Annotated in this window: 21 protein-coding genes; all 21 read right to left on the bottom strand. The window is 46.0% G+C overall.

Annotated elements, in window-relative coordinates; translation table 11 throughout:
* Positions 1–17: 17 nt before the first annotated feature.
* On the bottom strand, positions 18–1,472 hold the full coding sequence (locus LZG94_RS18545) for a DUF1501 domain-containing protein (RefSeq protein WP_233793288.1): 1,455 nt from the start codon (positions 1,470–1,472) through the stop codon (positions 18–20).
* Positions 1,473–1,652: 180 nt separating this feature from the next.
* A complete protein-coding gene (locus LZG94_RS18540) occupies positions 1,653–3,974 on the bottom strand; it encodes a PSD1 and planctomycete cytochrome C domain-containing protein (RefSeq protein ID WP_233793287.1) in 2,322 nt (773 codons plus the stop codon).
* A gap of 259 nt (positions 3,975–4,233) precedes the next feature.
* Positions 4,234–6,012, bottom strand: a complete 1,779-nt coding sequence (locus LZG94_RS18535) for a DUF885 family protein (RefSeq protein ID WP_233793286.1) — start codon at positions 6,010–6,012, stop codon at positions 4,234–4,236.
* A gap of 119 nt (positions 6,013–6,131) precedes the next feature.
* Entirely contained in the window at positions 6,132–7,364 is a 1,233-nt protein-coding gene (locus LZG94_RS18530; protein ID WP_233793285.1) for a multidrug effflux MFS transporter, read from the bottom strand.
* A gap of 217 nt (positions 7,365–7,581) precedes the next feature.
* Positions 7,582–7,887: a hypothetical protein gene (locus LZG94_RS18525; RefSeq protein WP_233793284.1), complete on the bottom strand. Its 306-nt coding sequence runs from the start codon at positions 7,885–7,887 to the stop codon at positions 7,582–7,584.
* Positions 7,888–7,954: 67 nt separating this feature from the next.
* Positions 7,955–8,371 (bottom strand): putative toxin-antitoxin system toxin component, PIN family, encoded by a 417-nt coding sequence (locus tag LZG94_RS18520; RefSeq protein WP_233793283.1) that lies wholly within the window; start codon positions 8,369–8,371, stop codon positions 7,955–7,957.
* Positions 8,368–8,583 (bottom strand): hypothetical protein, encoded by a 216-nt coding sequence (locus LZG94_RS18515; RefSeq protein WP_233793282.1) that lies wholly within the window; start codon positions 8,581–8,583, stop codon positions 8,368–8,370. Before LZG94_RS18515 ends, LZG94_RS18520 begins: the two co-directional genes overlap by 4 nt.
* A 117-nt stretch (positions 8,584–8,700) precedes the next feature.
* A complete protein-coding gene (locus LZG94_RS18510; protein WP_233793281.1) occupies positions 8,701–10,938 on the bottom strand; it encodes a sodium-translocating pyrophosphatase in 2,238 nt (745 codons plus the stop codon).
* Between the two features lie 190 nt (positions 10,939–11,128).
* On the bottom strand, positions 11,129–12,301 hold the full coding sequence (locus LZG94_RS18505; RefSeq protein ID WP_233793280.1) for a DUF2062 domain-containing protein: 1,173 nt from the start codon (positions 12,299–12,301) through the stop codon (positions 11,129–11,131).
* Between the two features lie 61 nt (positions 12,302–12,362).
* Positions 12,363–12,722 carry a 3-hydroxyacyl-ACP dehydratase gene (locus LZG94_RS18500; protein ID WP_233793279.1) on the bottom strand — a complete coding sequence of 120 codons (360 nt, stop codon included), beginning with the start codon at positions 12,720–12,722 and terminating at the stop codon, positions 12,363–12,365.
* A gap of 17 nt (positions 12,723–12,739) precedes the next feature.
* Positions 12,740–13,366 (bottom strand): outer membrane lipoprotein carrier protein LolA, encoded by a 627-nt coding sequence (locus LZG94_RS18495; RefSeq protein ID WP_233793278.1) that lies wholly within the window; start codon positions 13,364–13,366, stop codon positions 12,740–12,742.
* Positions 13,356–14,123 (bottom strand): polysaccharide deacetylase family protein, encoded by a 768-nt coding sequence (locus LZG94_RS18490; RefSeq protein WP_233793277.1) that lies wholly within the window; start codon positions 14,121–14,123, stop codon positions 13,356–13,358. Before LZG94_RS18490 ends, LZG94_RS18495 begins: the two co-directional genes overlap by 11 nt.
* Positions 14,113–15,087 carry a beta-ketoacyl synthase chain length factor gene (locus LZG94_RS18485; protein ID WP_233793276.1) on the bottom strand — a complete coding sequence of 325 codons (975 nt, stop codon included), beginning with the start codon at positions 15,085–15,087 and terminating at the stop codon, positions 14,113–14,115. The genes LZG94_RS18490 and LZG94_RS18485 overlap by 11 nt, the downstream gene beginning before the upstream one ends.
* 1 nt (position 15,088) lies before the next feature.
* Complete coding sequence (locus tag LZG94_RS18480; RefSeq protein WP_233793275.1) at positions 15,089–16,273, bottom strand: beta-ketoacyl synthase; 1,185 nt, start codon at positions 16,271–16,273, stop codon at positions 15,089–15,091.
* 7 nt (positions 16,274–16,280) lie between these two features.
* Positions 16,281–16,538 carry a phosphopantetheine-binding protein gene (locus tag LZG94_RS18475; RefSeq protein WP_233793274.1) on the bottom strand — a complete coding sequence of 86 codons (258 nt, stop codon included), beginning with the start codon at positions 16,536–16,538 and terminating at the stop codon, positions 16,281–16,283.
* Positions 16,539–16,562: 24 nt separating this feature from the next.
* Positions 16,563–17,189, bottom strand: a complete 627-nt coding sequence (locus LZG94_RS18470) for a hypothetical protein (protein WP_233793273.1) — start codon at positions 17,187–17,189, stop codon at positions 16,563–16,565.
* Positions 17,186–18,322 (bottom strand): beta-ketoacyl synthase, encoded by a 1,137-nt coding sequence (locus tag LZG94_RS18465; RefSeq protein ID WP_233793272.1) that lies wholly within the window; start codon positions 18,320–18,322, stop codon positions 17,186–17,188. The genes LZG94_RS18470 and LZG94_RS18465 overlap by 4 nt, the downstream gene beginning before the upstream one ends.
* The gene (locus LZG94_RS18460; protein WP_215231822.1) at positions 18,298–18,711 is read right to left on the bottom strand and encodes a thioesterase family protein; all 414 of its coding nucleotides are present in this window, start codon (positions 18,709–18,711) and stop codon (positions 18,298–18,300) included. The genes LZG94_RS18465 and LZG94_RS18460 overlap by 25 nt, the downstream gene beginning before the upstream one ends.
* A gap of 19 nt (positions 18,712–18,730) precedes the next feature.
* Positions 18,731–19,150, bottom strand: a complete 420-nt coding sequence (locus LZG94_RS18455; RefSeq protein WP_233793271.1) for a hypothetical protein — start codon at positions 19,148–19,150, stop codon at positions 18,731–18,733.
* Complete coding sequence (locus LZG94_RS18450; RefSeq protein WP_233793270.1) at positions 19,150–20,016, bottom strand: lysophospholipid acyltransferase family protein; 867 nt, start codon at positions 20,014–20,016, stop codon at positions 19,150–19,152. Before LZG94_RS18450 ends, LZG94_RS18455 begins: the two co-directional genes overlap by 1 nt.
* Positions 20,017–20,283, bottom strand: a complete 267-nt coding sequence (locus LZG94_RS18445; protein WP_233793269.1) for an acyl carrier protein — start codon at positions 20,281–20,283, stop codon at positions 20,017–20,019.
* Positions 20,284–20,444 lie beyond the last annotated feature (161 nt).

Here is a 20,444-nt window from a genome sequence, read left to right as displayed (position 1 = left end):
GGAAAATACTGAACGGATCAGCTGATAATATCTCGCACCACATTACCCGAAACGTCGGTAAGCCGGTACCTTCTTCCAAGGTGTTTAAAGATCAGTTTTTCGTGATTCAGGCCGAGCTGGTGTAATATAGTAGCCTGGAAATCATGCACATGAACCGGATCTTTGGCTATGTTGTAACCTAGTTCGTCCGTCTCTCCATATACCATACCCGGTTTGATACCGCCACCTGCCATCCAGATCGTGAAGCATCTCGGGTGGTGATCTCGCCCGTAATTATCAGCGGTCAATTTTCCCTGCGTGTAACTGGTACGCCCAAATTCGCCTCCCCAGATCACCAATGTTTCGTCCAGCAAACCCCTCTGTTTCAAATCGGTAACCAATGCAGCAGAAGCCTGATCGACGTCCATTGCCTGCTTGGTGATCTCGTAAGGCAGGTTTCCGTGCTGGTCCCAGCCCTGGTGATATAGCTGAACAAACCGCACGCCATTTTCGGATAACTTTCTTGCCAGCAAACAGTTAGCAGCATAAGTACCAGGCACCAGACATTCTGGTCCGTATAATTTGATGATATCGTCAGACTCTTTCGAAAGATCCATCACTTCGGGCACCGCAGTCTGCATCCGGTAAGCCATTTCATATTGCTTGATCTTCGCTGTGATCTCAGGGTCGCCGAACTCCTGATAAGACATTTCGTTCAATTGCGACAGGTTATCAAGCATGGTCCTACGCTCCGTCCGGTCCATTCCTTCGGGATCGCGCAGGTACAAAACAGGATCCTCTCCCTTGCTAAACTGCACGCCCTGGTGAACAGAATCGAGGAAGCCATTTGACCATAATTTGGAATAAACACCCTGACCATTACCCACGCCACGGGAAAGCAACACGGTAAAATTCGGCAGATTTTTGTTTTCATTTCCCAAACCATAGCTCAGCCAGGAGCCCATGCTAGGGCGATTTCCCTGTTGCGAACCAGTTTGCAAAAACGTTAAAGCCGGATCGTGATTGATCGCCTCCGTGTACATCGAGCGAACGATGCAGATATCGTCGACAATCTTCGAAGTGTAGGGAAGCAAGTTACTCACCCAGGCCCGCGACTGACCATATTGTTTGAAATCCACAAAGGAACCCACGAGCGGGAACGAAGCCTGATTGGCCGTCATACCTGTCAAACGCTGGTTTCCACGTACGGAAGGCGGTATTTCTTGCCCGAGCATTTCCCGGAGTTTTGGTTTATAGTCAAAAAGCTCCTGCTGCGACGGTGCTCCGTTCTGGAACATATAGATCACGCGCTTTGCTTTAGGGGCGAAATGCGGGATTCCCGGCGCGAGGCCCTCTTCTTCCAAACTCCCTTCCTTTAAAAGATCCGGCATTAAAAGTGAACCTAACGCCACTCCTCCAATCCCGAGGCTCATCGTAGATAGAAACCTGCGCCTGTTAAAATTGAATCCGTGCTCTAATATTTCTTTTTCCATGTTTGGTGGCTTTTGGCTGTTAGCTGTTAGCAATTAGCTGTTAGCTGTTGGCTTTTGACTCTTGACTTTTGACTTTTGTTTATTTATTGTGTGAAATCGGATTTACCGGACTTCACAAGCTGCTATTACTAGCCATTGGCTAATAGCTAACGGCTAATAGCTAATACCCAATAGCTATCCTCAACTCTTCGTTATCGTTTCCTCCAAATTGTAAATCGTCGAAATCACCCGCATTAACGAGGCTAATGCTTTTTTATCGACGTTTCTTGTCAGCGGGTATTCACCGATCGCTACCATTTTGTTGGCGGCGGCGGGGCTGATGGATTTCAGCTCTTTGTCGTAGTAGGCTGTCAAAACACTCAATTCCTTTTCCGACGGTGTACGGCAGACGATGAGGCGGAATGCTTTGATGATCTTATCCTTGGACTCGGTTTTTTCCTGCAACAATTTAGCAGAAAGTACGCGCGATGCTTCGAGAACTGCCGGATCATTCATCATCACCAATGCCTGCAATGGCGTATTGGTTTTCAACCTTTTAACCTCACACAAATCCCGGTTACTAGCGTCGAAAATGGCCATAGTAGGCGGTGGTACCGTTCTCTTAATGAGCGTATACATTCCCCGGCGGTATAAACTCGCTCCGTGATCCTGGTTGTAAACTGAAAGTAGGCCACGCCCAGAAGTAGCGCCTTCCCATAACCCTGCTGGCTGATAGGGTTTCACGCTCGGGCCGCCAATTGTCTTATTCAGAAGCCCGCTGCTTGCAAGTACCAGATCCTTAATAAACTCCGCGTGAATACGATACCTGGAACCACGCGCCAGTAAAATATTGTCCGGATCAACAGCCAGTTTTTCTTTCGATACGACAGCAGATTGTCTGTAAGTAGCTGAGGTAACCATTTGTTTTACAAGCCGTTTGATGTCCCAGTTGTGTTCCATGAAATCAACAGCCAGCCAGTCTAGCAATGCGGGATGTGATGGAAGCTCGCCCTGCATTCCGAAGTCGCCCGACGTTTTTACAATACCTTTTCCGAAAAATTCCTGCCAAAGGATATTGACGTAGACTCTGGAAGTCAGCGGGTTTCTTTTATCGAAAAGCCACTGAGATAATCCGAGTCTGTTTTTAGGATATTTTTTGTCAAAAGGCAAAATTGAGCTCGGTGTTCCGGGCTCGACTTCGTCCCCCAATGCATCGTAAACGCCCCTTTTCAGAATATGCGTTTTCCGCGTAGAGTCCAGATCGCCCATTACGGACACGATCAGACGGTTGGTATCTGGCTTATTTACAAACGTCAGAATGCTTTTTACATCCTCGTCGCTGATTTCCATCAAAGGCTTTTTCGCATAAGTTTCCGGCCCGCCGATCACCGATTCAATACCAACTTCACTTACATTATTGAAGAAGGCAAACATCTGATAATATTCCTTTTGCGAAAGCGGATCGTATTTGTGGTCGTGGCAATGTGCACATTCGAGGGTTACGCCCAACAACCCTTTGCCAAAAAGATCATTCCGGTCTGTCACGTACATGATCCGGTATTCCTCAGGTATTACGCCACCCTCTTCCGTTATTTTATGATTGCGGTTGAAACCAGTAGCCAGCAGCTGCTCCTTACTCGAATTAGGAAGCAAATCGCCCGCCATTTGCCAGGTCACGAAATCATTATAATGCATATTTTTATTAAAGGCGTGGATCACCCAATCGCGCCATGGCCACTGCGTCCGATATCCATCGTCCTGGTAACCGTGAGAATCCGCATATCTAGCCAAATCCAACCAGTGAATCGCCATTTTCTCCCCGTATGCAGGATTTTTCAATAGCTGGTCCACCATCTTTTCGTACGCGTTCTCGCTCTTGTCAGCCAGAAACTCGTCCATCATTTTTAATGTGGGCGGCAAGCCGGTCAGATCGAGGCTCAACCGTTTCAACAAGCGTTCCTTATCCGCTTCTTCGTTAGGTTCCAGTCCTTTTTGTTCCTGTTTTTCGAGGATAAAATGGTCAATCTCATTTTTTGGCCAGTCTTCGTCGTCGACTTCCGGCACGGCTGGCTTTTTAGGAGCCACAAATGCCCAGTGTTTTTCGTACTTCGCACCCTGCTTGATCCATTTTTCAATGAGGGTAACCTCCCGCTGGGTCAGTTTGAGGTTTGAATTCGGCGGAGGCATTTTTAGTGCGGTATCCGTAGTGGTAATGCGCAGATACGCTTCCGACAGTTCGGGTTTACCGGCCACGATCGCGTGCGCTTTGGGATTTTCCTGCAATGCTTTGAATGCAGCTTCGGGGTCGTCAAGTCGAAGACCAGCCTCGCGCTTGTTGGCATCGGGGCCGTGGCAAGCCAGACATTTATCAGAAAGGATTGGCCGGATATCGAAATTGTAGCTTACCTGATCAGGTATCTTTTCGTCCGTAACTTGCGTCGACGAGCTGTTATTGCAGGATTTAAACACCAATGCGCACCATACCAGAAGTACGATACAGGTAATTCTTGTCTTAAAATTCATGGTAGCAGGTTCAGGAATCAATCACACTTTTTCGTTCTTCTAACTAAGATAACTTAAAAAATGCACATTTATTGATACAATAATGCATATTTCAAACAAACCAACTGTCCTGCTCTATACTGTTCATTCCAGAATCCTAAAAATAAAACCGGCTGAGAATTTCCTCTGTCAGAAATTCCCAGCCGGTTCTTAACCGTTAGATAAATGCTTGTCTAAAAACGAAATACGCCCAAAACTAAGCACCAATGCACTTTAATAGCTATTTCGCCGAGGCGATCCATTCGTTGATTCTGTCTTCCAACAGCTTCAAAGGCACACATCCCGATTCCAAAACCAGCTTATGAAAGGTTTTGATATCAAATTTGGCTCCCATTTCTTTTTCTGCTTTCGTGCGAAGTTCCCGGATTTTAAGCTGGCCGATCTTATAAGAAAGCGCCTGCCCCGCTCCCGCCATGTAGCGCTCCACTTCCGCAGTAATACTCTCGGCCGACTCCGCTTCGTGGTCCAGCGAATATTGGATCGCCTTCTCGCGGGTCCAGCCTTGTGAATGCAGGCCCGTATCTACTACCAGCCGAATCGCGCGATGCATTTCGGCGCTCAGCATGCCGAAATATTGATAAGGATTTGTGTAAAGTCCCAGCTCCTTGCCCAAAGATTCGGTATATAATGCCCAGCCTTCTCCGTAGGCACTGTACCATAGGTTTTTACGAAATTCCGGTAATGCTTTATTTTCTTGTTGTAATGAGATCTGATAGTGGTGGCCGGGAATCGCTTCGTGCAGAAAAAGGCTTTCGTCGGACACATTATTGTACGTTTTTACATCCGGAATGGGGACATAAAAAACGCCCGGCCGAGAACCGTCGGCCAGCCCCGGATTGTATTCAGCTGCGGCAGAAGATTCCCGGAAAACCTCTGTTCTTCGCACCTCAAAAGGTGTTTTTGGGGTCAGCTCGAATAGTTTGACCAGATTAGGTTTGATCTTTTCGTGGATCTTATTGAAATGCGCGACCACCTCTTCCGGCTTTTTGTACGGCATCAATTCCTTATTCTTACGCACCGCATTAAAAAACGCTTTGAGATCCCCTTTAAAATCGACCTGCGCCTTGACCTTTTCCATTTCCTTCGAAATGCGCTCTACCTCGCTCCTGCCCAGATTATGTATCTCGTCGGCGGTCATTTCAGTGGTCGTGAAATACTTGATGTAGTATTCATACATCGCTTTCCCTTGCGGCAGGGCGTCGAAACCGTCAGTTTTTCTGCCGGCCGGCAAATATTCCTTCTCTACGAATGCGTGCATTCTTTCAAAAATCGGGATGATCTTCGACTGCACCATTTCGCTGTATTCCTTTTCGAGGCGGGCCTTGTCCGCTTCTGAAAAATCTTTTGGGAAGTTTTTTACCGGGGTGTAAAACAGGTGATCCTGCACGGGTCCATGATTCATATCGGCCAATTGCGGAATTACTTTTTTAATCAGAGAAGCTGGCAGAACATAGCCTTCCTTGATCCCTTTCCGCATATTTACCATCGCGGTATCGCACCAAACTACAAATCCGTCTGCCCTTTTCAGCCAGTTTTCATAATCTTTTACTGTTTTGAAAGGCTGCACGCTGCTTCCGCTCGCCATTTGACTGATCAGCAAATGCGTCGAGAATATCTGGTTGATCGGCATTAGCTCGGTCGGGAATTTTAACCCTTCCAAACCGATATTACATTCCCATTGGAGCAGATCCCAGCTTGTTTTCTCTTCTTCGGTCAGCCTGTCGCGGTCGTAGCGGGAGAGTTCGTCGAGGTATTTTTTGTGAAATGCGCCCGCTCGCGACTTTCCGGCCTGGGTCAGGTCGTCGGGCATTTTGTCATTGTAGCGATTGTCGCCGTTGAATGTCGCTTCAAGCGGATTCAGCTGCATTCTGTCATCGTGATAAGCAGCAAAAACTTCACTTATCGGGCGCAGCGATTCCGACTCGCTATCCTTTTTTTGTTGGCAGGATTGTGTCAAAACGCACAACAAAAGCAGTATCGGTAACACCAGGTTTTTCATAACATCGATTTTGATCAATGTAAATTAAGTAAAACTGGCGCAAGAAATTGTGATTGGGGAATGAAACAAGTGAGTTGGGCCTGCTTTTCGAGACCCAAATATTACCCACGGAGAATCTGTTAGAGGAGAACCGAAATTTCGTCTTCGACCTGGTGCCTTCTCGACTGGTGCCTTACTACCACATTTCCGGTAAATAGGATCACCAGACCTGCGATTGAACAAAACGCCATCATACCTAGCATCGGAACGGCGGTTTGGTTGTGGAATAAGCTTACCAATGCAGAAATGATCGCGCCCGCGCCCATTCGCCAGCTGCCCATCAATGCAGAAGCACTTCCGGTATGTTTGTTGAATGGCGCCAATGATAACGCAGAAGCGTTAGGCCCCGTAAGTCCCTGGCCGCAAAGGAAAATGAACATGATACTGATCAACCCCAATAAGGAAAACATATTATTATAGACCCCAACGATCATGATCAGCCCGACTGCGCTTTGGCAAATCAGGGTCACTTTAATAATCTGCTCGCTGGTGAATTTGCGCAGCAAAATATGATTGAGCTGCGTTGACCCGATCATCGCGAACGCCAGGAATGCGAAGATCCAGCCATATTGCTGCTCTGAGACTTTGTAGATATTCATAAAAACGTCAGAAGATCCCGCGATATAGGCAAACGGTGCGGCAGTTGCCAAACCTCCTGCCAGCGTATAAAGCAAAAACTGCGGCTGCCCCAACACGATCCCGAATCCATTCATAACCGCTTTGGGTTTCAGGGACACTGAGGGATCGGCTGCTCTTCCGGTGGGGAGAAAAAAGTAAATCGCAAGCATCATCAAGCCCACAATACCGGCCAGGATCACAAAAATCCACTGCCAGGCGATCGCAGAAGTAACGTAACCGCCTATTGTAGGGGCTATCATCGGAGAAACTGCGATAACGAGCGTGATCAGCGAAAATACTTCGGCGCGTTTTTGAGGCGCAAAAAGGTCACTCACCAATGCCTGCGACGCCACCAGACCAACACAACCGCCCATCGCCTGGAAAAACCGCATCGCGATCAAAGCGTCGACCGAAGAAGTAAGCGCGCAACCCAGCGAAGCGATCACATATAGTCCGAGACCGAAATAAAGCGGTTTTTTACGACCAAAACGATCTAAAAGCGGCCCGTAAAGTATTTGTCCCAGGCAGATTCCGATCAGGTAACTGGTCAATGAAAGCTGGACACGATCGATGGTGGTGGCGAGATCAGAGGCAATCCGGGGGAAGCCCGGCAGGTACATATCGATGGAGAACGGGCTGACGGTTGCCAGCGAACCCAGGATAAGAATGATAAAAAAGTACTGTTTATTCGTCATGACTGTGTGATACTATTGTACAATTAACGGGGCCAAAGTGCGATTAAGTTCCTGTATTTTAATAAGTACAATCTTTTCGCAAATGATGAACATTGCTGGTATTCTTCCCCTACTTTCCGCATTGTGTTGCATAAAAGCGTTTCGGCGATCTGTTAAAAAAACAAATCCCGGTCATTTTCATAACCGGGATCCAAGTGTGTATGTATCTAATCTCTGATTACTTGTCGTCAACTTTTTTCTTCACATCGTCTCTAGCTTCTTTCGCTTCTTTTTTCGTTGCGTCATAAGCTTTTTCCGTGCCTCTTTTTGCTTTCTTAGCGCCTCTTTCTACTCCGTCGCCAACTTTCTCGGCTCCGTCTTCAATGTTGTCGCCAGCTTTTCTAGCATCTTTTTTCAGTTCTTTCTTAGCCTTTCTGGCGTCGGACTTAGTTTCTTCAACGGCCTTTTCCGTTTTCGTCTGCTCCTGTGCGTATGCTACTGATGAAAGTCCTATCAATGCAGCTAAAACAAATGCCTTCTTCATGATTTTCGAGTTTTGTTGAATTGTTCTTGTGAGCTATTCAACAAAAATCATTCCGCAACTAGTAAACTCATGTCATTGAACGTAAATCAAGAAACTCCGTTAGGGTCAAAATGCGGGTATTTCCGAAAGTTTTCAGTTCCAATAAGTCTACTTTGTTACCAGTCAATAGAAATTGGGCGTTAGCTTCTTGAGAGAGCGCCAGAAGAAAATCATCCTTCGGATCGGGGCTGACCTTGACGCTTATGGTAGTAAATACAAAAGTGCACCTCTCACTTATTAACTCCATAAATGAGTTAATCTGGCTCGCAGTAACGTATTTGGTAAACTTAGGTCTATTGATGACCTGAAATATTTCAGATAATAATGTTGGATCTACAAGAATTTCAAGAGCGGGATCAGAAAAAACCGCATTGAGACGGTTTCTGGAATTAGTGTTTATGAATGCACTAATATAAAGGTTCGTATCAATGACAATTCTGATCACAAATTCCTGTGTTCAGTACGAGACTTACTAATTTCCTCAAAAATGTCCTCCTCAGATATCTCGGTCACATCAGGTAGTGATTTGGACAAAGTACTCCATCGTTCATTCCACGAAGGCTTTGTCTCTCTAACTGCGATCAGTCCTAAATCTACGAGATCATCAAGCAGCCGCTTTGCCTTCGGATTTTTTATCTCGATTGTCAACGTTTCCATAGTTCAAGTTTTAGTCTAATATACCTATTAACGTTTGCTCGAACAAATTCAACACTAATAGCAAAAAAATACCCGACCACTCCGGCCGGGTATCTGAAATACATTTCTAAAAACCACTTACCTGGATGTTGTGGGCAACTTTAAGGTTACTACTTCCACATTCGGTGCGGGTGAAATTGTTTTCACTTCCGTTACTGAATGCATTTGTACTTTGGAATTTACATCCATGCTTTGCACATCCGTACGTTCAACCGCAATATGGGGGGCGATTACGAGTGAAACGATCGACATTAACTTGATCAGGATATTCATAGAAGGTCCCGAAGTATCTTTAAATGGGTCACCAACTGTGTCTCCCGTCACAGCAGCTTTATGCGGCTCCGATTTTTTGTAGAAGGTTTCGCCATTTATTACAGCTCCTTTTTCAAAAGATTTCTTCGCATTGTCCCAGGCACCGCCGGCATTGTTTTGAAATATCCCCATTAAAACACCAGAGACCGTAACACCAGCCAAAGTTCCGCCAAGTACCTCAGGCCCAAACAGAAACCCAACCAACACCGGCACGATCAGGGCAATCAAACCAGGCGCTACCATTTCACGAATCGAAGCCTGAGTCGAGATAGCAACGCATTTATCGTATTCAGGCTTGGCAGTACCTTCCATAATTCCTGGAATCTCGCGGAACTGCCTGCGCACTTCTTCTACCATTTTCATGGCAGCGCGACCTACCGCAGCGATCGCCAGGGATGAGAATATAAATGGGATCATCGCGCCGACAAATAGCCCGGCGAGTACATTCGCTTTGTATATATCAATGGAATTAATGCCCGCAACACCACAGAACGCAGCAAATAAAGCCAGCGAAGTCAATGCAGCAGAGGCAATCGCAAAACCTTTTCCGGTGGCTGCGGTCGTGTTACCAACTGCATCCAGAATATCTGTCCGGCCGCGCACTTCTTCCGGCAAATGTGCCATTTCTGCGATACCACCTGCATTATCAGCAATCGGCCCGAATGCGTCGATCGCAAGCTGCATGGCGGTAGTCGCCATCATACCAGCGGCGGCAATCGCAACGCCGTATAAACCTGCAAATTCATAACTGATAAAAATACCAGCAGCCAATACAAGCGTTGGAATTACGGTCGATTCCATACCAACAGAAAGTCCGCCGATGATATTCGTCGCGTGACCTGTTGAAGACTGATTGACGATCGATTGAACCGGACGTTTTCCCATCGCTGTGTAGTATTCCGTAACTGTCGACATAATCGCGCCTACAATAGAACCGAGCAGAATGGCCCAATAAACGTCCATTGAAGTAAAATCAACTCCTCTTATTGTCAAGGTACCTTCTGGTAACATCCAGATCGTCAGCGGATAGCTGACAACCAACACGATAATGATAGAGCCCCAGTTTCCGCGATTAAGCGCACCTTGCACATCGCCGTTATCATTACTCACCCGTACCAGCAGCATTCCAATAATTGATGCGATCAGTCCCATTCCGGCGATCACCATCGGAAGCAAAATCGGTGCGATCCCGCCAAAATTGTCGGTACCTTCTGCAATAATTTCCCTACCCAATACCATAGTTGCGAGGATCGTAGCCACATAAGAACCGAATAAATCGGCGCCCATACCGGCCACGTCACCAACGTTATCTCCCACATTATCAGCAATTGTTGCCGGGTTACGCGGATCATCTTCCGGAATACCGGCTTCGACTTTACCTACCAAGTCAGCACCTACGTCAGCAGCCTTTGTATAAATTCCTCCTCCTACCCTTGCAAAAAGTGCGATTGACTCTGCACCCAGCGAGAAACCCGCCAGTACTTCAAGCACTTTCTCCATCGCCAGACCATTCACGTCCGTAGAATCTCCTACAAAAAAATAATACAGAATGATAAAAAGTCCACCTAAACCGATTACCGCCAAACTAGCCACGCCAATCCCCATGACCGAGCCGCCTGTGAAGGAAACTTCCAGCGCTTTGGTCAGACTCGTACGTGCCGCCTGTGTGGTCCGGACATTTGATTTTGTAGCGATATTCATCCCGATATATCCGGCAAATGCAGACACGAACGCGCCGATAATAAATGACAAACCGATAAAAGGACTTGAATTTTCAACGAGGGTACCGGAGTAGCCTAATAAAATAGAGACGATTATTCCGAAAACTATGAGTACACGCCATTCGGCTTTCAGGAAGGCAAGGGCACCATCTGCAATTGCGTCCGCTATTTCTTTCATTTCAGGATTTCCTGCATCCTGGCGGACAACCCAGCCTCTTTTGAAGAACATCACCAGGAGGCCGATTAGACCGAACACTGGCACTAAATAGGTAATGATACTCATGCGATATACAATGTTTGGTTGTAAGGTTTATAATTCCGTAAATATAGAGAATGAGACCTCATAACAAAATCGCAAAAGGCTTATTTTTGGTTAATTCGTATAGATTTTATAAAAATTTGGAGAAGATTTTGAGGAAGAAAAGCATTGGAATTTACCGCTCCGGACGTATTGTCACTGTTAACTAACTAGCTTACAACCCCTTTGTACTTTTTGGCCGGGTGGTTGTGAGGATCGCGAGGCTGATCAGGAAGGTTCCTATCCCAGTTGCGATAGCCAATAAGGTTCCTCCCAGAAAATACTGGACAAAATTGAGGTGAATAGATTCGAGGGAAAGGTTTTTCAGATCGTTAATCTGAACCCCATTCTGATAAAACAAACCGCCGAATTTATAGCTCAGGAATATGATCAGCGGGATCATCGGCGGAATGCTGATATTCGCCGCGGCCAGAAAAAGCACCTTATTCATTCTGAAATAAACCGAAAGCGGTATGCCCACCAGCAGCTGAAATCCCCAGATCGGCACGATTCCCATGAAGAATCCGAACCCTATTGAGCGCGCTTTATCGAAGTTGGATTCGTCGGATTTAATAGCCTCCGCTTTAATTATTTTCCATAAACCCTTCCTCCGCACTTCCTCAATCAGTCTTTTGGGGAGATAGTAAAGGAGAGTCAGGATCACCAGCCAGGTATTGAGAATACTGATCCTTGTAAAATCGCGAAACGGCCTGAAATGCGTTACGCGCTCGTTTTTATCGTAAATAACGTTGATATTAACCGGTATGATCGGCACCTTGCGCCAGGCCATTTTCACGATTACTTCAATTTCCGTCTCGAATTTGGTCGTAAAAAGCTTGATAGTTTTCAGCGGCTCCAGAGGATATAACCGAAAGCCGGTTTGCGTATCGGGCAGTGTGATGCCCGTCTCGAATTTGAACCAGAAATTTGAAAATTTATTACCAAAAGAGCTCTTGCCGGGCACTCCCTCCTGCTCCATATTCCGCGATCCCATTAGCAGCGCGCCAGGGTGTTGCAGGGCCGCTTCTATAAACACCGGAATATCACTCGCAAGGTGCTGACCGTCAGAGTCAAGTGTAAGTGCATATTTATACCCCAGCTTCATCGCTTCCTTGAAGCCACGCCGAAGCGAGTAGCCTTTTCCGCGATTGGGAAAGTTGTTCAAAACCCTGAGCTTCACACCATAAGAAGCCAAAATGTGCAAGGTACTGTCGGTGGAACCATCGTTGACAACAAAGAAGGTAACCCCCGCCGCATAAGGCATTACCGAGTCGATAACCCGTCGTACAGTATTCTCATTATTGTAGGTGGGAATGATAATGCAGCACTGAATATCCGAAAGCGTCATTTTGTAATACGGGACTAATAGAAATCGATTTAAAATGTCCGCTGAGTAAATAAAAAGAGCCTCATTCGTAAATGTAAGTTGCCTGGATTTTGAAAAAAACCGTACTTCCCCATTGTCCGGTTGCAGATACTTCCACTAATTCTTCCGCCTTGTACTTTATATTGATCGTTACCAGCGGATTGGCCGCAGGATCGAGAATTTTCAGGAACTTACACGTTCTGAGCATTTTAAGTCTCAAAGGCCGGCCCCGATGCTGCGCGAGAATATCCCGGACCATTTGCATTTGTATCACGCCGGGCGTAACGGGTGAACCTGGAAAATGCCCTTCAAAAATCGAATGCGCTGCGTTCACAGATACCTCGGAAATAAGCTGGCCGTCGACAAATCCGGTATGTTCAATGTTATAAATTTCCTGCGGCATTGCTTTGGAGGGTATACTTATAAAATCTCGAAGAGGCTATCATTTATTTGCGAATTGAATTTTTCGCTATGGAATCTCAGTAAATTCCGATCGCCTCCTTTGTCGAAAAAAGTCAGTTCCTTCAACCTGAGGGTACTTTTTGGGAATACCATTGTGATTTTGGAATAGATATTCTTCAATCTTCTGTTCACCGGCGTCAGAACGATCATATACTGATCGTCGCTGGCCAGCGCTGCGATTGAAAAAGCCTTATTCTGCTGAAAATCTCCATTAACGAGCCCGATCATCAGCTCCTTGATCTGAGCCGCCATTCTGCTTGCCTGCCCTACGTTTTTTTCTTTCCCACCCTCCTCGATCCGCAGCTTGTCGCCATTGATCATGATCACATATTTGACTGGATTTTTTTGCTCCCAGCGCATTTTATTCTGTTTGAAATAGAATACCCCAGACGAGCGCTCAGGCTCTTTCAACACAGCCAGGTGCTTTTCTTCGGTAAATGCAGCCTGTATGGAGGTGGTAGCCTGCGACGTTTTTTTTAGTTCTGCCAGGATTTTTGCCTGATCCGCCGCTGGCTGGAAACTCTGAGCATTTAAATTCAGGCAAGAAAATACGAGCAGCAGACTAATAATGCTTTTATTGATCATAGGGTGCTTTTTCAATCAGTTGAGAGAGCGGGACGATCTTGATCCCTTTTTGCAGACAATGCTCGATCACATCTTCCAGTGAATCGGCGGTGACTTTCAAATTATCGTGCAGTAAAACGATGTCCCGCGATTTCAATTTGGACATAACCCTATTGATAATCTGATATTTATTGTCCGCCCGGGTATCCAGGCTCCTGACAGACCAGCCAATAGAATGCAGCCCGAGTTCTTTCAAAACCGAAGCGTAAACGGGATTTGTAACCCCAAATGGCGGCCGGAAAAAGAGCGGGGTTTTATTGATTGTTGAAGATATGATTTCGGAACAGTGACTAATATCTGCTTTTAATCTGCTTTTTGAGAAAAAACCCAGAAAGTAGCTGTGACTAAAAGTGTGATTCCCTATTGTATGTCCCTCATCTTCAATTTGTTTTAAAAGCTCCGGATATTTAGCAGCCTTTTTCCCGATGACGAAAAATGCTGCCTGAATGTTCTTTTCTCTTAAAACTGCCAGAATCTTCGGAGTTGTGTCAGGATCGGGACCGTCGTCGAAAGTAAGTGAAATCGCCTTTCTTTTTCCTTTGTTGACCGATTTGAAAAAGTAGTTGGACTGAATGTTGAAAGAACCGTAGGCAGTCGCGGCGAGGTACAGGAGCACTATAATAATCCACACGATCCAGGCCAGGCCGGTGTCCCAGAAAATGATCCCGCTTAATGCAAAAACGGTGATAGAAATGAATGTAACCAGATTATGCTTCAACGCTTTGTACCAAGGTTAGGCCCAGATTTTCTTTTCTGAGCGCATTGAAGATAAGGATATTTTTGAGCGATCTATCCTGACTGATCAGATCAACCGCATAATTCAATGCAAATGCGGATGCCGTAGGATAAACGCCAGATAACGATAAATAATTGATACACTTCTCAGGATCTAAACCCGCTTCTCGCCAAATGGTTTTGTATTTACCTGCGTTTGCATTCCCTGGAACAGCGTAGACAACCCTATTTAGATCACTTATTTCCAGTGAGTTAGTATCTAAAAAGCGCGTTAATTTCGCTACCGGATCCTGCGCAAATGCCACCGGCTCGCAATCAGCAATGCGAGCAACAGTATCGTGTCTTTTTTCTTTCGAAATAATAAAAAACGAAGCTCCGGACGTCAGGGGAAAACCTGGCTTGTAGCCTAAATGCGTCGTAATCTCGGAAAGAATTTCAATATGTTCGTCGGCAGCACCAACCAGAATATGCTGCTCTCCTTCGTCCAATAGCAATAATGCATCCACCATAGCGTGCTCGAAAGAGAGTGTGTTCTGCGTGTGGGTCATGTTGTAACCGTGGTTGCCAAGGCTCAGCGAAATCTGACCCGCCATTGTATTATGCGTGGATTGGATAAATGCAGTCGGCGGTAAAAGTCCCTCCACGGTAAGGGAGGTATTGAGAAACTTGTCGGTATCCTGCAAACAGCCCAAACCAGTTCCCGTAATGATCGCATCCGGCTGGTCCAAACCGGCCTGAGCGAGGCAATCTTTGGCACAAGCCACCGCCATTCGCAGGATCTTGCTCATTCTACGCAACAGACCAGCGTCTATAAATGCTTTGTAATCGGGGGTAATCAATGCGGGAGACACCACCGGGCTCATGGAATCGGAAAACCCGGTTTTACCGAAAGTATCCTGATGTGAGATCGTCGAGGCGGCAATTATATAGTAAGTATTTTTGTCCATATCACGCATGATCTGCGAATACCAGGGAAGAATTATTTCCGCCGAAACCAAAAGAATTCGAGAGTACGGCGTGGATCGGAATATCCGTTTGCAGGCTTGTAACGGGTGTCAGGCGCGTTTCTTCAATGGGGTTTCTAAAATTCAGATTAGGGTAAACCAGACCATTTTGAATCGCCAGCACCGAGAAAACTGCCTCTATTGCCCCGGCTGCAGCCAGGGTGTGGCCGGTGAATGCTTTCGTAGAGCTAAACATCGGGATATTAGCTCCAAATATATTTTTCAGTGCCACCGATTCAGACAGATCATTATTTTTTGTGCCGGTACCGTGCGCATTCACATAACTGATCGCTTCCGGCTGAATCCCGGATTTTCGCAATGCATTTCCGATCGCCAGCGTCGCGCCGGTTCCTTCCGGCGATGAGGCTGTTTGGTGATAGGCGTCGGCAGCATTTGCCCAGCCACTTAGGTAACAAATCGTTTTATTTCCCGAAAATGCAATGCTTTTATCCCCCTCCAAAAGCAAAAAGGCAGCTCCTTCGCCCAGATTCAACCCACTTCGCGTTTCATCAAATGGCCGGCACCATTGATCATCGTAGATCATCAGCGATCTGAAACCATCAATTGTGAAACGGCTAAGTGCATCCGAGCCGCCTACGAGCACTCTGTCCAGCTTATTTTGCAGGATCAGTCTCGCGCCAAGCACAATCGCATTAGCACCTGAGGAACAGGCCGTTGACAGGGTATTTACATAATCCGTGATGCCCATTTCCGCAGCGATCCGCTCCGTTGTAGAGCCGCTATCGTGCGTTTTCAGCAGCGTATACTCCGGATTATTTTGGGCAAGATAATCTTTGTAAAAAACCTCACTTCGATCCATTCCGCCCACCGAAGTAGCTGAGATAATGCCGGTTCGTAGCTCGCTATTTAACTTATTTTCGCCCCACGCTTCCTTTGCGGCGTGAAGCCCTAAAAGTGAGGTACGGGAAATATGTGAAGAATCAAGACCCCATTTTTCTTTCAAATCGGCATTGGAAGCTTTCACTTCGCCCACTAAAAAAGGCCGCGAATCTTCCAAATAAGTTATTTTGCCGATACCTGATTTCCCTTCCCGCAGTGATTGCAGGTTTTCTGCCACTGAAAATCCAATAGCCGAAACGACACCAATACCGGTAATGCGTACGCTCATTTGATAATCAGCTTTTCCTTTTACGAATGTATTCGGCCATGGAATTAATGGATCTGAAAGCTACTTTGCCTTCGTCCGGATTGGTAACCTGAATGCCGTGGTATTTTTCGAGTAACACAATCAGTTCCAGCGCGTCGATCGAATCCAGGTTAAGACCCTCTTCATTGAACAACAAGTTATCGTCGGAAATGTCCTCAGGGGTAATGTCTTCGAGGTTGAGCTGCTCTATGATCTGTCTCTTAAGATCTTCTTTTAAGATGTCCATTGTCGATGTGATGTTGAAATGCTTTTAGTTTATCGATGGTTTCTGGTTAAATAGGCTGGTCAAATTTTCCGCATTCAGCGGCGTCCCAGTTTCTTCATTTTCTTCAACAAAAAATAAGAACACGTCGACTTTCCCTTCCAGGATTTCGAGCCAGCCGCAAAGCGCAGCTTTCGATCCGCCTGCTTTTGTGATATTCAAGTAATTGATAAAAAAACCCGGCTCAAAATTAGGCAAAATGGCAAACATATTTTCTCCGTACCATTTGTTCAAAATCGCGATTTCTCCCAAAACGATATTAGGCAGCGTGTAAACGAAAAGTGACGGACTCGGAGACGAATTACCCTCATACGACCTTAAAAAGCGTATATCTGTGTCGGTGCTCGATGAACCGTTTGCAAAAATCATTGCAATTTCATCGTCCGGATAGCTACTGGCTACGCGCAGATTACCCCGCTTGATCAGTTCAGCGCCCAGAAATCCTGCCTGGGAAAGCAAGTCCATTTTGTAAAATTTCGGGTAAACAAATTCCTGTTCCTTATAAATCTGCTTGAACCAGGAATCTTCCGAATCTATATGCCGACGGGAAATTACTTCTCCATTCACAGCACAGAAATCCTCATTTAACCGGCAATATCCTGTTACAAAATTCATATACTCCTGATTACCAAGGATGCATTCCCGCCACCAAATCCCGAGGCGGTTTTTAACACAGCCGATAAGCGCCGTTTCTCATTTACAGTAATGACATTTAGCGGCTTAGAAGTTCCTTTCTCGCTATAACCCAAACTTTTGACCAGCTCGCTATTGCGCATCATTTGGATGGAAGTGGCTGTTTCGATCAGTCCGGCAGCGCCTAAGGTGTGACCAAAATAGCCTTTCAGACTACTAAGAGGGATATCGCTCATACTCAGCCTATCGAATGCAATCGATTCCATTTCATCATTATAGATCGTCGCAGTTCCATGCGCACAGATAAAGTCTATTTCAGCTGTGTCTATCTTATTGCTGATCAGCGTTTTATTCACACTTCTGAACAACCCTTCTCCTGTCCTCGACGGGCCGGAAATGTGGTTGGCATCATTGGCACTTGCGCCTGCCAGCAGCTGAAATGGGGCTTCTTTAAAAACGTCTTTTGAAGTTGATAAAACCACGGCTCCACAACCTTCCCCCAGCGTAATTCCGTTTCTCGCATTGTCAAAAGGAGCACAAGGTTTGTCGCTTACAGCAAAAAGGGACTGGAAACCATTCACTACAAAATCCGAAATAACGTCGCATCCGATCACGATTGCATGTTCATAAATGCCGGCCTCAACCAACTTTCCCGCCGTATTGATCGCCAGCACGCCCGAAATGCAGGCATTGGAAACAGTGATCGGTTGATTGGCTAACTTAAAACGTTGGGTAAGAGCCGCAGCAGGTCCCGCGAACTGATCTTTAATATTAGTATCAAGCGCACCTTTGGTGGAACTGATGATAACGATCGTGCGGGTTGAGGTGATAATTTGCGAATCGATGAGCGCCGAAACCTTAGTAAGTGCCTGAACGAGCAGGTTTTCAAACCGCCTGGTCGTGTTCAGCGCGAGCATCTTTGCCAGATACATTCCCTCACCTGCATATCCTGCTCCCTCAACAAACGAAATACCCGACCGGTTTTGGGCCAGGGCATTCCAGTTTTCCTCCGCAGTGTCGCCGAGCGGACTGATAATTACCTCGGCACCTATATAACTCATTTCTAATTCGCTGGTTTTTGGAAACAGGACTATACCTGATTCCTTTTTTTCCATTCCCGGTAAAAATCGGGCGTGATCAATTCAAGTGTGCGCGTTTCTTTATCTAAAAAAACCTGCATGGTTTTGCCGATCGCACATACTTCGCCGGTTGTCTGATTAACTACTTCATATTCAAACTGGATTTTCGCAGACTTGGTGGGCACATATCTGGTGATCACTTTGATTGCCTGTCCGTAATAGACCGGCGCCTTGTGGTCGATTTCCGATTTGACGATTGGGGTAAAATATCCGTGGTCAAAAATTTTCAGGTATTCCAGTCCGAAAGTTTTACCAAAAGCCTCGCGTCCATCTTCAAAAAATTTGAGGTAGTTCCCATGCCAAACTACGCCCATGGCGTCGGTTTCACTAAATCTTATATCAATTTCGATTTCCGAAGCAATCATTATTATCGTTTGTTTGGGGTCATTCCGTCACTACAATTTTCATTTCACAACCCAGCAATATACGTCCTTCCAGGAAACTTTCACCTTTCACAAGGTAAATATTTCCCAGCTGGTGCAGCGGGATTACGATTGTTTGGACGGTTGCCCCGACGGGAGGAAGCTCAAAAACTTCAAGCTTACCGATCGCCCCGATGAACCCGATCTTTGCTTCCCCAGCCTGCTCTTTCGCCAAATAACCGAATGAAGCCGCACAGGTTTGCGCGATATTTTCAATCAATCCGGTTTCCTGAAAATAGCCGTTTGAAACGAGCAAATTATCAGCTTCAATGCAAAACTCAGTTTCAAATCGCGCCTCAGTTGCGCTGATCAGGCTATCAACCATAATAAACGGCGCACGGTGCGGAATGTAGTCGGTGATCGATTCCCTGGTAATCAGCATTAATTGAAAAAATTATAGTAGTTAAACCACTGCTCGGGGTATTCCTTCACCTTTTTTTCCAGCTCAGTGACGTACAATCGGGCGATTTCCTCCGGCTTCATCTTAGAGGTGATGGGCAGAGTGGCGCTGAGGTGATAACTGTATTTGCCATTTTTCGCCACGAATACAAAGGTCACCGGCGCATCAAATTTCGAGGCAATCACAAATGGACCGTGAGGGAACTTTGCTTTTTTACCCAAAAAATCAAGCTCAATAAATCTGGCGCCTTCAAGATAACGGTCTGAATGAATAGCAACGAATTCATTATTAATCAATGCGTTGCGAATGGAAATAATATGTGAAAGATCATTCTTGATGGCAATCACTTTAAACCGGGATCCGCCGGTCGACAGATCCATATATTGCTTGATGCTCTCCACTTCCGCGTCCAGCATTACTATGTTGATTGTTGGGGTAATGCGGCCTTTGAGCAGGTTTCCGGCGGTTTCCCAGTTTCCCAGGTGTGCGCTCAGCAGTATTCCGCCTTTGCCCTGGTCGCGGATATCGATCAGGTACTGCTCGTTTTCGAAAGTGTGGGTGAATTGTTCATTCTTGCCCAGCAGAAAAGCAGCGCGATCGACAAGCGTTTGTCCGAAAATATAGAAATTTTTCCGAACCAGCTTTTTCGCGCCGGCCCGTTGAAAGTGAAGGATATTCTGATAAAAATCGAGCAGCGCGTTCCTGGGCTTGGAGGCGAACAGATAGTAATAAAAAGTAACTATTCGCAGCAGGTAGTAGGCAAAGTTCAGTCCCAGGGTATTAATGAAAAAGAGAAATATCTTGTACCCTGTTAAAGATCCCTTGGTCTTACCGTCCCAACGGCTCATTTAAAGTGCAAGTTTCTTACGGACTAACTGATAAAAATCACCAAAAGTAACAATCTCCCTGAAATCCTCACCTGTGAGCTTGATACCAAGGTTTTCTTCTATCAATACCACAAGATCCACGTAATCGAGACTGTCCAAATCCAGGGTATCTTTCAAACTGTTCTCAGGACGAATCTCACTTCTGTCCACTTCAAACTCCGTTGATAAAAAGTCCCTGGTCCCTTCGATCACTTCTTCCCAACTCATTTTTACATCGTTAGCATACATAGCTGTAAAATTAGTTTATTCTCACTGATAGTTAAAAATATTCCCAGATTTTAAAATGCACCGGTTCGTTCACAAAACAACCGATATTCGGTGAACTATCATAAAATGAAGCGCGGAGGAGAACAAAAATACAAAAATACGAGTACAAGAAATCGCCGGTT

The organism is Dyadobacter sp. CY343 (assembly GCF_021390335.1).
In the GTDB taxonomy this organism is placed as follows: domain Bacteria; phylum Bacteroidota; class Bacteroidia; order Cytophagales; family Spirosomataceae; genus Dyadobacter.
The sequence above is the reverse complement of the archived record's forward strand: the minus strand, read 5'-3'. Positions and strand labels throughout refer to the sequence as shown.